Raw genomic sequence first — 13,141 nt, 5'->3', positions numbered from 1 at the left:
GCTATAAGAACCCGCAGGGTAAAACCGTGCGGTGCTATGTGTTGGAGTGAAGCAGAGAGGTACGTTTCAAGCAAAGCTTGCGCTCAAACATACCTACTAAAATTTTACAACGAAAGCAGAAGATGACACATGCTTACGCAGTGTGTCACCTCCAACGTTTAGCTATGGGGCGCTCCGCACCGGGCGCGGACGCTAGAGCTAGTTTTCGCGGCGCTCGGCCTTGGCGATGCGCTCCAGTTCGGCGGCGAGGAAGCCGCGAGCGTCCACATCCTTATTGCGCAGCGCACGCACAGAGTTCACGAGGAAGTTCGCGTAGCTGGTCGCACGCAGGGCTACGGCCAGCTTCTTTTCCCAGCCCCACTTGTCGGCGTAGATGAAGCGTGCGGTGGTCAGCCACTGGATGCGACGCTCCGAGGGGGAAGATCCGCCGCCCTCGTGGGTAACGGTTACCGAGGGAATCAGGTAGCGGTCCACACCGGCCTGCGAGAGGCGGTACTGGAAGTCCACCTCTTCGCTGTTCATGTAGAAGCGCTCGTCCATGCCGCCGAGGCGGTTGAATACGGCGCGAGGCACGACCATGCAGGCGCCCATAACCCAGTCGACCTTCGCGTCGGAGGTTCCGGTGCATGCCTCAACGTCGTGTCCAACGCCGCGGTGCCACCAGTTGGTCGGCTTGAAGCGAGCCAAGGGGGTGAACCATTCCCAGGCGATGTGTCCGGCGGTGGGGAACTTGCGGGCCACCCACTGCTGCTGGCCGTCGTGGCCAATAATTTGGGGGCTAGCCAGCACCTCGCCGTGGCGTTCCACGGCTGCGAGCATGCGCGAGACGAAGGTGTCATCCAGCTCCAGGTCGCTGTTGAGGATGAAAACCCATTCGCCGGTCGCGGCAGCGACACCGGAGTTCACGGCCTTACCGAAACCGCCGTTGACGGCACGGCGCACGACGGTCACGCCCTCAACCTCGGGGAACGGGGTAGGAGAAACGTCATCAGAGACAACGATTTCAATATCGGCGGGGTCAATACCCTGCTGAGCACGCAGCGTGTCGATAATGGCGAGAACCGGTTCCGGCTCACCGTAAAACGGGATGACCGCAGAAACGCGGGGTGAGTGGGTCATAACATGTCCTTTGAGCGAGGGGGGCGGGCCGCATCAGTGGATGGGGCCCGGAGGTAAGAAAAGAAGCTGAGGCGTGGAGAAGGGCGATTGCGCCAACGCGTCTGTACTATTCGTACCACTGCGTCGCCACAACCGCCCCGCATCTGTTAGTCCGGCAGCTGGCCCAGGCGAACGAGGTTCGCAAATTCTTCGTTTGCCGCCTGAACTTCCTTGAAAGTTCCCTTATTGGCAATGCGGCCCTGGGAGAGGTACACCAGCTGATCAACGTTGCGCACCGTGGAAAGACGGTGAGCCACGATAATCACGGTAATCTCCTTGGAGATGCGGTTAATGGTCTGAGTAATCTTGTGCTCAGTCTCATTGTCCAGCGCACTGGTTGCCTCATCCATAACCAGCAGGCTCGGGTTGCGGTACATCGCACGCGCAATACCCACACGCTGACGCTGACCACCGGAGAGGCGGTTACCATTCTCACCAATCGGAGTGTTGATGCCATCTTCCAAGGTCTCGACAACGGGCATCAGCTCCGCCAGCTCAAGGCAGTAGAGCACTCGCTCATCATCGATGTACTGCTTGGGAATGCCGAAGGCGACAGCCTCACGCAGAGTACCGTTACCCAGGTACGGATCCTGAGGAACATAACCAATCTTCTGGTACCAAGCATGCAGGTCAGCGTGGATGTCCTTACCCTGGCTAGAAATCGTGCCGCTCGTCGGGGTCAGCAGACCAAGAATCAAGTCAACCAGAGTAGTCTTACCCGAACCGGAGCCACCCACGAAAGCAACCGAGGTACCAGCCGGCACATCCAGCTGAATGTCTTTGAGAACGTCCTTATCACCATCCGGGTAACGGTAGACCAGGTCGTCAATTTGAACATCCACGGGGTCAATTCCCGAGTTGATGATGGTTGCCGGATCAATTTCATCCTTGAACTCAACCATCTGCAGGCGCTGCTCTTCGGGGCTCATCGAGCGGATAACCTTAGCAACCTCTTCACTAGCGAACTCGTTCGCACGGATACCGCCCAGGGAGGCAATCATACGGGTCGCGTTCGGAAGGATGCGGATACATGCGGTTGCGAAAAGCATCAGGGAGGGAAGACCATCAGCACCCTGAGTCGAAGTCACCAAAGCCAGCAGACCAGCGATACCCACGATGAAAATAATTTCAAGCGAATACTTGGGGAAGTCGTTCAGGAACGAGAGGTTAACATCGCTTTTAACGCTTCGTACTGCGGGCTCGCGGTACTGCTCGATAGCAGCCTTGTGTGCATTCGTAATACGAATTTCGCGGAAACCCCTGATGTCGTCCAGCAGGAAGCGCAAAGCGTCTCGACCCGCACGTGCCGTTATCTCACCATACTTCGCGTTACCGCGGCGCAAGAAGAGCTGCATGATAGCGATGGTGATGCCGAAGTATGCGAAAGCAACCAGCGCAGGAATCGGCATGACGCACAGAATCATGATGAGCAGCACGATGATAGACAGGAAATCGCCCACAAAGTTAATAATCGATCCCACAAAACCGCGGTACGCAAACACCACGTAGGTGCTAATCAGATACGCGGTTTCCTCAGGCTGAGACTTCCTGTGATTGAAGTAGCTATCCTTCATGTAATGGTTGAGGATAGTCGTCGACGTCGCCAGCTGCTGGTAGCCGGTGAACTTCAGGCTCCAACGCTTAAAGAGGAGCGCAGCGATACCCTTAATCACAAAGGCGAGCACCAGGACAATACCCAAATAGAGCACCAAATCAGAACGCTGAGGGTTGCCGAAGATATCAGAAATTACAGCCAGGTAGCCGGTAATTTCAGCACCCATCGCAATATTCATAATGGGAAGAATGGCCGCAACACCGACCATTTCCATTAGCGAAAGAAGGAATAGGCCGATTAGATTCACAATTAGTAGCGTAAAGCTCCGTCCTGGGAAAAAGATACGAAGCTTAGTGTAAATACTCTTCATTGGTCCTCGTTGGTGAGTGTTTGCACTGGCTTCCGAGTGAGAAGAAGCCCAGCATTTCACGCCAATTCTAGCATGTGACCTCTAAACCCTTTCGCTATAAAGTTTGTACTTTAGGTCATCATCACGTCCCCAGGTTGAAGCTTTCAGAGCGACCTACATTGAAGATGTATCGGACGAGGCCTTAGGGAATTCGCCACACTCGAGATTCAGAAACCTTTGAAGAGTCAAGCAACTCGGTATGATAGATACTATTCGTTCAACTTCACCCGACACTTCCGGCTTCCCTGTTCACCGTTGGGTATGTTCAAGAGAAAAGGCTTTTGATGGGCATCTTCAACATCAAGTCCTTGAAGGACAAGTACACCCGGGGCTCCGCAGAGGAGATCACCGACTCCTCCAAGGCCCCCGAAACCACCGCGACTACTGCGCCGGCATCCGCCCCCTCCATTGCGGAAGGGGTCCGCTCACTGATCCAGAACAACCCCGACCTGGCAGGCAAGAACCGCCGCGGTGCCGCCCAGCGCTCCATGGTCCCTTCGGGTTCGCTCCGCGAAGTCATGGGCGAGTATGAGGCTCACTCCCCCGCCGAGGTCGCCGTTCAGACGCCCCTTCCCAAGGCATCCGAGCCTTCCCGCGCCGAAGAAATCTCTGAGGACGGCACCGTCACCATTGACGCGCAGCCGCTGAGCCTCACCGAAACCTCAGGTACCGCCGCCGATATCCTCCCCCTGGACGAACCGTCTGCTGAGGACTCCTCCTCACGCTCCGTTCACGCCAAGGAACACCACACGCCCACCGTCGCCTCGGGTGTTCTGGCCGACACCGCAGAAGAGCCCGCTCCGGCAGCCCCCGCGGCACGTGAGGAGACCGCAAGTGCCCCGCAGGGTGAACGCGAACGCACCCCGCTCTTCAAGCTCTCCCCCGGCACCTTCACCCGCAGCGGCGCCCACGACACCGACGGCCCCTTCCAGGCGCTCTTCGTGTGCACCGGCAACATTGCCCGCAGCGCCTCCGGCGAGGTCATTTCCAAGCACCTGGCGGCAGAGTACGGGCTGGAGGACAAGTGGACCTTCGCCAGCGCCGGTACCGGCGCGCTGGTCGGTCAGGGCGTGTACGAGCTCATCGCCAACGAGCTCATCGAGCGTGGCTACAACCCCGAGGGTTTCGCCTCCCGTCAGCTGACCGAGGAGATTATTAAGAACGCGACCATCATCCTGGTCGCGGAGAAGGTGCACGCCGACTGGATCGTGCGCGAGTGGCCCCAGTACCACTCCAAGATCGTGCTGCTCAAGCAGGCTGCACGCCTTCGTGAGGAAGCGCGCCGTGCCGAGCCGCTCTCCTACCTCTACTCCTACGGTGGCACTCCCCTCGCGAGCGATAAGCTCGAGGACCCCTACCGTCGAGGCCCGGCCGCCGCGAAGAAGGCCGTGGACGAGGTTGAAGAGTCGCTACGCGTGATTCTGCCGTGGCTGGCGCGAGCCCACCGCTAAATCTCCGCAATACAGAATCTGCAGGGGCCTGTCCCCCCCCTCTGAAACGTAGAAAATCCCCCGCTACCACAACCGTGGTAGCGGGGGATTTTCTACAGCCTATTCAAGCCCTAGTGATCGAAAATCTCGGTCACGGAGCCCTCGTCGAAGACCTCGCGAATAGCGCGAGCGATGAGGGGCGCGATGGAGAGAACGGTCAGGTTCTCGAAGCGCTTTTCCTCAGGGACGGGCAGGGTGTTGGTCACCACGACCTCGACCGCGCCGCACTCGGACAGACGCTCAACGGCGGGATCGGAGAGAACCGGGTGGGTTGCCGCGATGATAACTTCCTTCGCGCCCTTATCCATGAGGACCTTCACGGCGCCAGCGATGGTTCCGCCGGTGTCAATCATGTCGTCAATCAGCACGCAGGTGCGGCCCTCAACGTTACCCACAACGGTCTTGGAGACCGCGTGGTTCGGAACGTTGATGTCTCGGGTCTTGTGCACGAAGGCCAGGGGTGCGCCGTTCAGCAGGGTGGCCCAGTGCTCGGCCACGCGCACACGACCGGTGTCCGGGGACACCACGGTCACGTTCGACAGGTCCTCAACGCGCTCGCGGATGTGCTTAGCCAGCACCGGAATTGCGAAGAGGTGGTCCAGCGGGCCGTCGAAGAAGCCCTGAATCTGCGAGGTGTGCAGATCGACGCACATCAGGCGATCCGCGCCGGCGGTCTTGTACAGGTCAGAAATCAGGCGAGCCGAGATGGGTTCGCGGCCCTTGTGCTTCTTGTCCTGACGAGCGTAGGGGTAGAACGGGGACACCACGGTAATGGAGCGAGCGGAGGCACGCTTGAGCGCATCAATCATGATGAGCTGCTCCATGAGCCACTCGTTAATCGGTGCCGGGTGCGACTGAATCACGAATGCGTCCGCACCGCGCACAGACTCCTCAAAACGGACGTAGGTCTCGCCGTTGGCGAAGGTGTATGCGGAGGTGGGCAACAGGTCGTGGTCAAGGGCCTGCGCAATCTCCTCGGCGAGCTTGGGGTGTGCTCGACCGGAGACCACTACAAGCTTGCGCTCACCGGGGTTGGTAATCTCGCTACTCATGGTGTTGTTCTTTCCTCGGATTAGGATTCTGCCGGTTCCTGTGCGCCCGCGGCCTTTGCAGCCTCAGCGGGTTCGGTACCGGCACGGTTCTTCAGAACCCAGCCCTCGATGGTGCGCTGGGAAGTCTCAGAGTAGGCGAGGGCGCCCGCAGGAACATCCTTGCGGATCAGCGCGCCCGCGCCGGAGTAGGCACCGTCACCCACGGTGACCGGTGCAACGTAGATGCCCGCGGATCCCATGCGGGCATGTGCGCCAATAACGGAACGGTTCTTCACCAGACCGTTGTAGTTGGCGAAAATGGAACCCGCACCAATGTTGGCGCCCTCGCCGATGGTGGCGTCGCCAACGTAGGACAGGTGCGGAACCTTCGCGCCGTCACCAATCTGCGAGTTCTTGGCCTCGCAGAAGGTGCCGAGCTTCGAGCCCTTACCCAGGGTCGTACCGGGGCGCAGGTATGCGAAGGGACCGACGGTTGCGCCCTCGCCAATCACGGCACCAAAGCCGTGCGCGCGGATGACGGTAGCGTCAGCCTCAACGGTCATATCGGTCAGAGTGGTGTCCGGGCCAATGGTTGCGCCGGTGGCAACGGTGGTGGAGCCGTGCAGCTGCACGCCGGGCAGGAGGGTCACGTCGTTCTCAATGGTGACGGTAACGTCAATCCAGGTGTTCTGCGGATCGACGATGGTCACGCCGTTGCGCATGTGAGCCTCGAGGATGCGGTTGTTGAGCATGCGGCCCAGCTGAGCCAGCTGCACGCGGTCGTTAGCGCCCTCAACTTCCCAGCGGTCCTCAATGGCCAGAGCGGAGGTACGGTGCCCCTTCGAACGGGCGATGGACAGCACGTCGGTGATGTACTTCTCACCCTGAGCGTTATCGGTGGTCACCTCAAGCAGGGCTTCGCGCAGCACGTCGGCGTCAAAGGCGTAGATTCCGGAGTTAATCTCGGTGATTTCGAGCTCTTCGGGGGATGCGTCCTTCGCCTCGACGATGGCGGTCACCTCGCCAGCCTGGTTACGGACAATACGGCCGTAAGCGCCGGGCTCATCCACGTGGGTGGTCAGCACGGTGACGGAGTTCTTGTCCTGCTCGTGGAAAGCGATAAGCTCGCGCAGAGTCTCAGGACGCAGCAGGGGCACATCGCCATAGGTCACCAGCACGGTACCCGAGACGGGGGCCTGCGCATCCAGGGCGTTCAGGCCGACCTCAACGGCGCGGCCGGTGCCGGGGATTTCGTCCTGGTCAACGATGGTCACGTCGGGGTCGAAAGCGAGCACGTGCTCGGCGACCTTGTCGCGCTGGTGGCGCACCACTACAGCGAGGCGTTCAGGGTTCAAGTCACGGGCCGCGGCAACGGCGTGCTCCACCATGGAGCGGCCACCAATACCGTGCATAACCTTGGGGGTTGCGGACTTCATGCGCGTGCCAGCGCCGGCGGCGAGAACAATCACCGCGGAGGGTGCCAGTTCAGTGTTCACTGAGAAGACTCCTTATACGAGGTTGTAAGAGTGAGAGGTGAGCGCGGAACCGCCGACTCTCATTCAACGATTCCGTTGAGTGCTTACGCTCCGCCACTAGGACTCGAACCTAGACAAACGGCTCCAAAGGCCGCTGTGCTGCCATTACACCATGGCGGATTATTCCCGTGCCGGTGCGGGTACCGCCTCTGGTGGCAGTCGCCATTCGCTACCCTAATTTTGGGCAGAGAACAGCGCCGTGCAGGAAATGCTTCCCTCAGTTTATCAAATATCCGCCGTGGGCTCGCCCCACGCGCGGCGCAAACGCGGGCTTTCGACGGGTACTTCAGCTATCTTTTCAAACCTTCAACCGTTCCCCCATCGATTACCTCACCGGCAACTGAAAATACCCTCACCCTGTACCCTAGAAGGCGTGGCACATTTACTAGGCGGCGAATCGCTGCATCTTGAGTTTCCTACCCGAACCATTTTCGAGGGCATCACGGTCGGTCTGAACGAGGGCGACCGCATCGGCATTGTCGGCCGTAACGGCGACGGCAAGTCCACCCTCATGAAGATTCTTGCCGGCCGGCTCGAACCGGACTCCGGCCGCGTCACCGTGCGCGGCGGCACCCGCATCGGCTACCTCGACCAGTCCGATGTACTCGACGACGACCACACCGTCGGCTACGCGATTGTGGGCGACACCCCCGAATACGAGTGGGCCTCGCAGGCTCGCATCCGCGACGTCATCTCGGGCCTGGTCTCTGACCTGCCCTGGGATGCGCCGGTCTCTTCTCTCTCCGGCGGTCAGCGTCGACGCGTAGCACTCGCTTCCCTGCTCGCGCAGGAGTGGGACGTGCTCATGCTCGACGAGCCCACCAACCACCTGGACGTCGAGGCCATCACCTGGCTCGCAGGCCACCTGAAGTCCCGCTGGTCGAAGAACGCCGGAGGCCTCATGGTCGTTACCCACGACCGCTGGTTCCTCGACGAAATCTGCACCGACACCTGGGAGGTTCACGACCGCATCGTCGAGCCCTTCGAGGGCGGCTACGCGGCGTACATCCTGCAGCGCGTGGAACGTGACCGTCAGGCAGCCGCGGCTGAGGCGAAGCGCCAGAACCTGATGCGTAAAGAACTCGCGTGGCTGCGCCGTGGCGCCCCCGCGCGTACCTCCAAGCCGAAGTTCCGCATCGATGCGGCCAACGCCCTGATTGCGGACGTTCCGCCCGTGCGCGACACCGTGGAGCTGAAGAAGATGGCGGTCTCCCGCCTCGGCAAGGACGTGGTGGACCTCGAGAACGTCTCGGTCACCTACGACGACCCCTCCCTACCCGGCGGCAAGCGCCCCGTTCTGAAGAAGGTCACCTGGCGTATTGCCCCCGGCGAGCGCACCGGTATCCTGGGCGTGAACGGTGCGGGCAAGTCCACCCTGCTTTCGCTGGTGACCGGCGACCTGAAACCGACCGAGGGACGCGTCAAGCACGGCAAGACCGTGAAGATTGCGACCCTCACCCAGCAGCTGGACGAGCTGAAGGAGGTCGAGAACGACCGCGTCTCCGACGTGATCGGCCGTAAGAAGCGCAGCTACATTGCCGACGGCAAGGAGCTCTCCCCCTCGCAGATGCTCGAGCGTCTAGGCTTCACCAGTGCTCAGCTCTCCACCCCCGTCAAGGACCTTTCGGGTGGTCAGAAGCGTCGCCTGCAGCTCATGCTGATTCTGCTGGACGAGCCGAACGTGCTGATTCTCGACGAGCCCTCCAACGACCTGGATACCGATATGCTCGCGGCGATGGAGGACCTGCTGGATACCTGGCCGGGCACCCTGCTGGTGGTTAGCCACGACCGTTATCTCATGGAGCGCGTGACCGATCAGCAGTACGCCGTGATTGACGGTTCGTTCCGCCACCTGCCCGGCGGCGTGGACGAGTACCTGGCACTCTCGGCGGCCGGTGCTGGCGGCTCTGCGGCAGGTAGCGCGCAGGCCCGTTCCACCGCCCCGACCCAGAAGGCTTCGACGCAGGAGGCTGAGGCATCCGCCAAGCCGAAGGTTTCCGGCGCCGAGCAGCGCGCGGCGCAGAAGGAATCGGGAGCGATTGAGCGTCGCCTGGCGAAGCTTGCCACGGAGCAGGAGAAGCTCTCCGAGCAGATGAGCGCGCACGACCCGAGCGATTACGCCGGTTTGGCGGCACTCGGCGAGCAGCAGCAGGCGCTCCAGGATGAGATTGACGAGCTAGAAATGCGCTGGCTCGAGCTCTCCGAACTACTGGGCTAACGCCTACTGACATAGAGGAATGCCGGTTCTAGATTCAATCTAGAACCGGCATTCTGTATATATTCGGTTATCCGTTACAGCGGCTACTAACGGTGAATAGATTCGAAAAGCTTCTCCCACTGCCGAACAACATATTCGGGAGAAAAAGTACGAGACTTTTCAAGACACAAAGCAGACTTTTTAGCCCGCAATTCAGCATCGCTCATCGCCAGACGCATTTGCTCTTGCAGAGCTTCACCACTGGGCTCCTCCGCAAGATACCCCACTTCAGGCACCATCTCTCGAAGTGCGCTGGAGGAAGGATAGGAAATAAGAGGAGTTCCGACCTGCATAGCTTCCAAGAAAGACATGGGCAGACCTTCAAATTCTGAAGCCATCACCGCCAAAGAACTCTGTGCGAACGTCTCGAGTACTTCCTTCGCGTTGAGCGTACCTCCAATCTCAACGCGGTGAGCAATTTCCGGATCAATCTGAGCTAGCTTCTCTTTCAAAGCTAGAACCTCTTCTTCTGAGCCGCTTCCGTTATAGCGCAGCGTCCACTCAGGAAAGTCCTCAGCACATGCAATGAAGCTTTCAAGGATACGACCCAACCCCTTCTCAGGACCGTATCGCCCAATGTACTGAATAACAGGCTTCTTCTCCCCAAGACGCAGCATCTCAGAGATCTCTTCCGAAAGAGGCTCAACAGGGTTATGAACAGCCTCTACAGGGCAGTTCAGCCACTGAGCAAACAGCTTAGCGTCACCCTCAGATAGCGTTACGAATGAGTCATAAGACGTAGCGACATTACGGAGAGTCTTTTCCTCATCCAAACGATAGGTACTGTTGTAGCCACTATGAAATTCGTGGATGTACCCGATGCCCTTTTTAGAATCGGATTGAGCGTACTTCGCCATGTAATCTGCAGTCTTCGCCATAGACGTCAAAACAACAGTATCTTTACCGAAAGACCGCAGGTAGCGGCGGGTCCGGAAAGTGTTATAGCAATCCCACAGGACCGTAAAACACTTCTTAACCGCCAATGCAGCTCCCAGAGGACCGGGATTGGTGTACACCAGTCGGTTATGGGTTGTCTTATTCACCAAAGGACCCGAATTAACCACAAAATCCGGCTCAATAGCGTCCGGATGACCAGCGGTATTGTCGAAGAGCGCCATATAACTGACGTTGTACCCGGCCTCGTCAAAGGCACGCCCCAGAAGCTTATTGACGGTACTAATACCGCCCAGAATGCTATAACGATCCTGCGCAATAATAATGTTTTTAACCTTCATCCATACTCCCCCCTTTTTTTATAGATAGTAGATAATAGCTAGCGGAAGCGAATGAATATTAGTTTGTATATATGTGTGTCAAATACTAATGATACAGAATCGCACTAACTGCGCTCACAGCGTGGTTGCCCGCAGCGCGAAGAGTGGAGGCAAGAGACTCCGCATGAGCCTGTGAAGAGGCCAGCAGAAGCACCGTCGGTCCGGAGCCCGATACCAGCGAGGCGTACACACCCTCGCTATCGCGCAGGTTCAGGGTCTGTTCCAGCTGCGGGGCGCACGAAAGTGCGGGAGCCTGCAGGTCATTACGTAGCAGCGGTGCCAAGGAGGCGAGCGCCGCCTCCGAACCGTCATAAGAGTTCAGGGCTTCCAGAAGCTCTACGGGTTCCATCAGCTCGCCGGAGGCGGGATACTCACCGGCGGCACGGCCCGCGTCCAGCTGCTTGAATACGCTGGGGGTGGAGAGGCCAAACTGCGCGGCGACAATCACCAGGTGCAGAGGTTCCCGAGGCGCCGCAACGTTCTGCAACTCGGTACCGGTCCCCTGCCCCAGTGCGAGGGTCTGACCGAGGGCGGCACGCACGCTAAAGGGAATATCGGCGCCCAGTTGCGCGGCAAGACGTTCATAATCGGTCTGGGTCAGGAGCGCACCGGTGCGGCCGGTTGCGTGCAGGTAGCGGTCCGTGGCAATCAGTGCCGCTGCGGCGTCTGCTGAGCCGCCCGCCATGCCGCCGGCCACGGGCACGGCCTTTGCAATGTGCAGGTGTAACGCCGGGACAGAGCCAATACCGTGCTCCGCAAGGATTAGCTCCGCGGCACGATACACGAGATTCCGCTCATCCATCGGCACAGCGGCAGGGTCGAACTGCCCCGCCTGCATCTGCTGATCCACCAGGGAGCCGGGCACAATATCCATGCTCAAGCTCAGCCCAGGTGTCTGCCCTTCAGAGACCGTGATGGTCTCCATTAGGGAGACCGCCGCAAAAAGCGTAGTCAGCGGGTGGTAGCCGTCCGGGCGGACGTCCCCCACAGCAAGGTACAGATTGACCTTACCGGGAGCATCAACCGAAATAGCGGTCGGGGAGGCGGTACTCATCAGCGCATACACCTTTCGCGCGGGAACTCGCGTGAGAACGTCAGTGAAAAATTTAGAGCGGGAAGAAGCTACTCCGTTACAGGCTCAGCCGGGACAGTCAGCGAAGCCTCCGCAATGCGGATAAAGCCGTGAATATCCAGCTTCTCACCGCGCTCCGTCGGAGCGATACCGGCAGCCACCAGAATCTGCTCCGCGCGCGCTCCGGAGCCCGCCCAGGAGCTCAACGCGGCGCGCAGAGTCTTACGGCGCTGAGCGAAGGCCGCGTCCACAATCGTGAACACCAGGTCGCGGTCAACGGTAGAGAGCGGTTCTTCGCGCATGCGGAAGCCGACCAGGCCAGAGTTAATCTTCGGCGCAGGCCAGAACACGTTCTTGCCAATCACGCCCGCCTTATAAACCTCGGCATACCAATTAGCCTTCACCGAGGGCACACCGTAGATCTTCGAACCCGGGGTGGCCGAAAGACGGTCGGCAACCTCGTCCTGAACCATCACCAGGGCGTGACGGATACTCGGGAACTGCGCAAACAGGTGCAGAAGCACCGGAACCGCCACGTTATAGGGCAGGTTCGCCACCAGAGCGTCCGGAGTGCGAGGCAGCTCGGTGACCTTCAGAGCGTCCATAAGCACCACGTCGATATCGTCCGCCTTCTCGGGGCGGAACTTCTCAATCGTGTGCGGAAGCTGCTGAGCCAGCGGCGGGTCAATCTCAACCGCAACCATGTCCTTCGCAGCATCCAGGATGCCGAGGGTCAACGAACCCAGGCCCGGGCCGACCTCCAGCACCGTCTCCTCCGGTGAAATCTCTGCCGCGTTGACAATACGACGAATCGTATTGGGGTCAATCACAAAGTTCTGCCCAAGAGTCTTCGTCGGACGAATACCGAGCATCTCGGCAAGCTCACGAATCTCAGCAGGGCCGAGCAGGGGCAGATCGTTCACAGCGTTCCTTCATATAGGTGGATGGTGGGGAGGTTACAGTTTAGATTACCGCGAGAAACGCTGCTTTACCTCATCAAGAGTGGCTTCCAGAGCGTTCTTAGCGTTTGTAATACGCTTCTTCGGAGCCAAAGCAATACGCACTCGATCCAGAGGACCAGTACCGTGCTGGAGGCTATTCACCTTATCCAGATGACGCTTACCGGATTCCAGGATGACGCTACTGCCCTCCCAGCCGCACAGGCCCGGCTGCACAAAACGCACATCCACACCCCACTGCTGGTACAGCTTGTAATCATCAGCCACAGTACCCGGCACCTTATCCTCAAACTGCTTAAGCAGCAGCTCAGCGCCCGAACGGGAGATCAGGTACAGACCGGTACAAATCAGGGGCCAGGTACCGTACGGCTTACCCATACGGTACTTACCGTGCACAAAAG

The 13,141-nt window shown here is 59.3% G+C and carries 9 protein-coding genes, 1 tRNA gene and 1 pseudogene; 2 read left to right on the top strand and 9 right to left on the bottom strand.

From position 1 onward, the window contains the following. Window positions 1-198: 198 nt before the first annotated feature. Together HMPREF2874_RS02835 and HMPREF2874_RS02830 are read right to left on the bottom strand one after the other, a co-directional pair. On the bottom strand, window positions 199-1,119 hold the full coding sequence (locus HMPREF2874_RS02835; RefSeq protein WP_070648874.1) for a glycosyltransferase family 2 protein: 921 nt from the start codon (window positions 1,117-1,119) through the stop codon (window positions 199-201). Window positions 1,120-1,265: 146 nt separating this feature from the next. Then, the gene (locus HMPREF2874_RS02830) at window positions 1,266-2,939 is read right to left on the bottom strand and encodes an ABC transporter ATP-binding protein (protein WP_246823752.1); all 1,674 of its coding nucleotides are present in this window, start codon (window positions 2,937-2,939) and stop codon (window positions 1,266-1,268) included. Window positions 2,940-3,406: 467 nt separating this feature from the next. Between HMPREF2874_RS02830 and HMPREF2874_RS09590 the strand changes: the two genes are divergently transcribed. Beyond that, complete coding sequence (locus HMPREF2874_RS09590; protein ID WP_070648872.1) at window positions 3,407-4,573, top strand: arsenate reductase/protein-tyrosine-phosphatase family protein; 1,167 nt, start codon at window positions 3,407-3,409, stop codon at window positions 4,571-4,573. 110 nt (window positions 4,574-4,683) lie between these two features. Here the strand turns inward: HMPREF2874_RS09590 and HMPREF2874_RS02820 are convergent, their stop codons facing one another. From HMPREF2874_RS02820 to HMPREF2874_RS02810, 3 genes are all read right to left on the bottom strand, one after another. Then, a complete protein-coding gene (locus HMPREF2874_RS02820) occupies window positions 4,684-5,664 on the bottom strand; it encodes a ribose-phosphate diphosphokinase (RefSeq protein ID WP_012904032.1) in 981 nt (326 codons plus the stop codon). A gap of 20 nt (window positions 5,665-5,684) precedes the next feature. Beyond that, entirely contained in the window at window positions 5,685-7,139 is a 1,455-nt protein-coding gene (glmU, locus tag HMPREF2874_RS02815) for a bifunctional UDP-N-acetylglucosamine diphosphorylase/glucosamine-1-phosphate N-acetyltransferase GlmU (RefSeq protein ID WP_070648871.1), read from the bottom strand. An 88-nt stretch (window positions 7,140-7,227) separates the two neighbouring features. Next, window positions 7,228-7,298, bottom strand: a tRNA-Gln gene (locus HMPREF2874_RS02810). A gap of 253 nt (window positions 7,299-7,551) precedes the next feature. On the opposite strand from HMPREF2874_RS02810, the gene HMPREF2874_RS02805 reads away from it, so the two are divergent. Next, window positions 7,552-9,396 (top strand): ABC-F family ATP-binding cassette domain-containing protein, encoded by a 1,845-nt coding sequence (locus HMPREF2874_RS02805; RefSeq protein ID WP_070648870.1) that lies wholly within the window; start codon window positions 7,552-7,554, stop codon window positions 9,394-9,396. An 86-nt stretch (window positions 9,397-9,482) separates the two neighbouring features. On the opposite strand, the gene HMPREF2874_RS02800 is transcribed toward HMPREF2874_RS02805, so the two are convergent. The 4 genes and pseudogenes from HMPREF2874_RS02800 to HMPREF2874_RS02785 all read right to left on the bottom strand — a co-directional run. Continuing rightward, entirely contained in the window at window positions 9,483-10,670 is a 1,188-nt protein-coding gene (locus HMPREF2874_RS02800; RefSeq protein ID WP_070648869.1) for a glycosyltransferase, read from the bottom strand. Window positions 10,671-10,755: 85 nt separating this feature from the next. Then, entirely contained in the window at window positions 10,756-11,763 is a 1,008-nt protein-coding gene (locus HMPREF2874_RS02795) for a GHMP family kinase ATP-binding protein (protein WP_070648868.1), read from the bottom strand. A gap of 68 nt (window positions 11,764-11,831) precedes the next feature. After that, a complete protein-coding gene (gene rsmA / locus HMPREF2874_RS02790; protein WP_070648867.1) occupies window positions 11,832-12,704 on the bottom strand; it encodes a 16S rRNA (adenine(1518)-N(6)/adenine(1519)-N(6))-dimethyltransferase RsmA in 873 nt (290 codons plus the stop codon). A 45-nt stretch (window positions 12,705-12,749) separates the two neighbouring features. Next, a pseudogene (locus HMPREF2874_RS02785) lies at window positions 12,750-13,141 on the bottom strand (LPS biosynthesis protein); the annotation flags it as partial.

The organism is Rothia sp. HMSC068F09 (assembly GCF_001812775.1).
In the GTDB taxonomy this organism is placed as follows: Bacteria; Actinomycetota; Actinomycetes; order Actinomycetales; family Micrococcaceae; genus Rothia; species Rothia mucilaginosa_A.
The sequence above is the reverse complement of the archived record's forward strand: the minus strand, read 5'-3'. Positions and strand labels throughout refer to the sequence as shown.

Excerpts from the sequence above, each read along its gene's own strand:
- HMPREF2874_RS02835 (WP_070648874.1), bottom strand. The coding sequence starts at position 1,119 with ATGACCCACTCACCCCGCGTTTCTGCGGTCATCCCGTTTTACGGTGAG.
- HMPREF2874_RS02830 (WP_246823752.1), bottom strand. The coding sequence starts at position 2,939 with ATGGGTGCTGAAATTACCGGCTACCTGGCTGTAATTTCTGATATCTTC.
- HMPREF2874_RS09590 (WP_070648872.1), top strand. The coding sequence starts at position 3,407 with ATGGGCATCTTCAACATCAAGTCCTTGAAGGACAAGTACACCCGGGGC.
- HMPREF2874_RS02820 (WP_012904032.1), bottom strand. The coding sequence starts at position 5,664 with ATGAGTAGCGAGATTACCAACCCCGGTGAGCGCAAGCTTGTAGTGGTC.
- HMPREF2874_RS02800 (WP_070648869.1), bottom strand. The coding sequence starts at position 10,670 with ATGAAGGTTAAAAACATTATTATTGCGCAGGATCGTTATAGCATTCTG.
- HMPREF2874_RS02795 (WP_070648868.1), bottom strand. The coding sequence starts at position 11,763 with ATGAGTACCGCCTCCCCGACCGCTATTTCGGTTGATGCTCCCGGTAAG.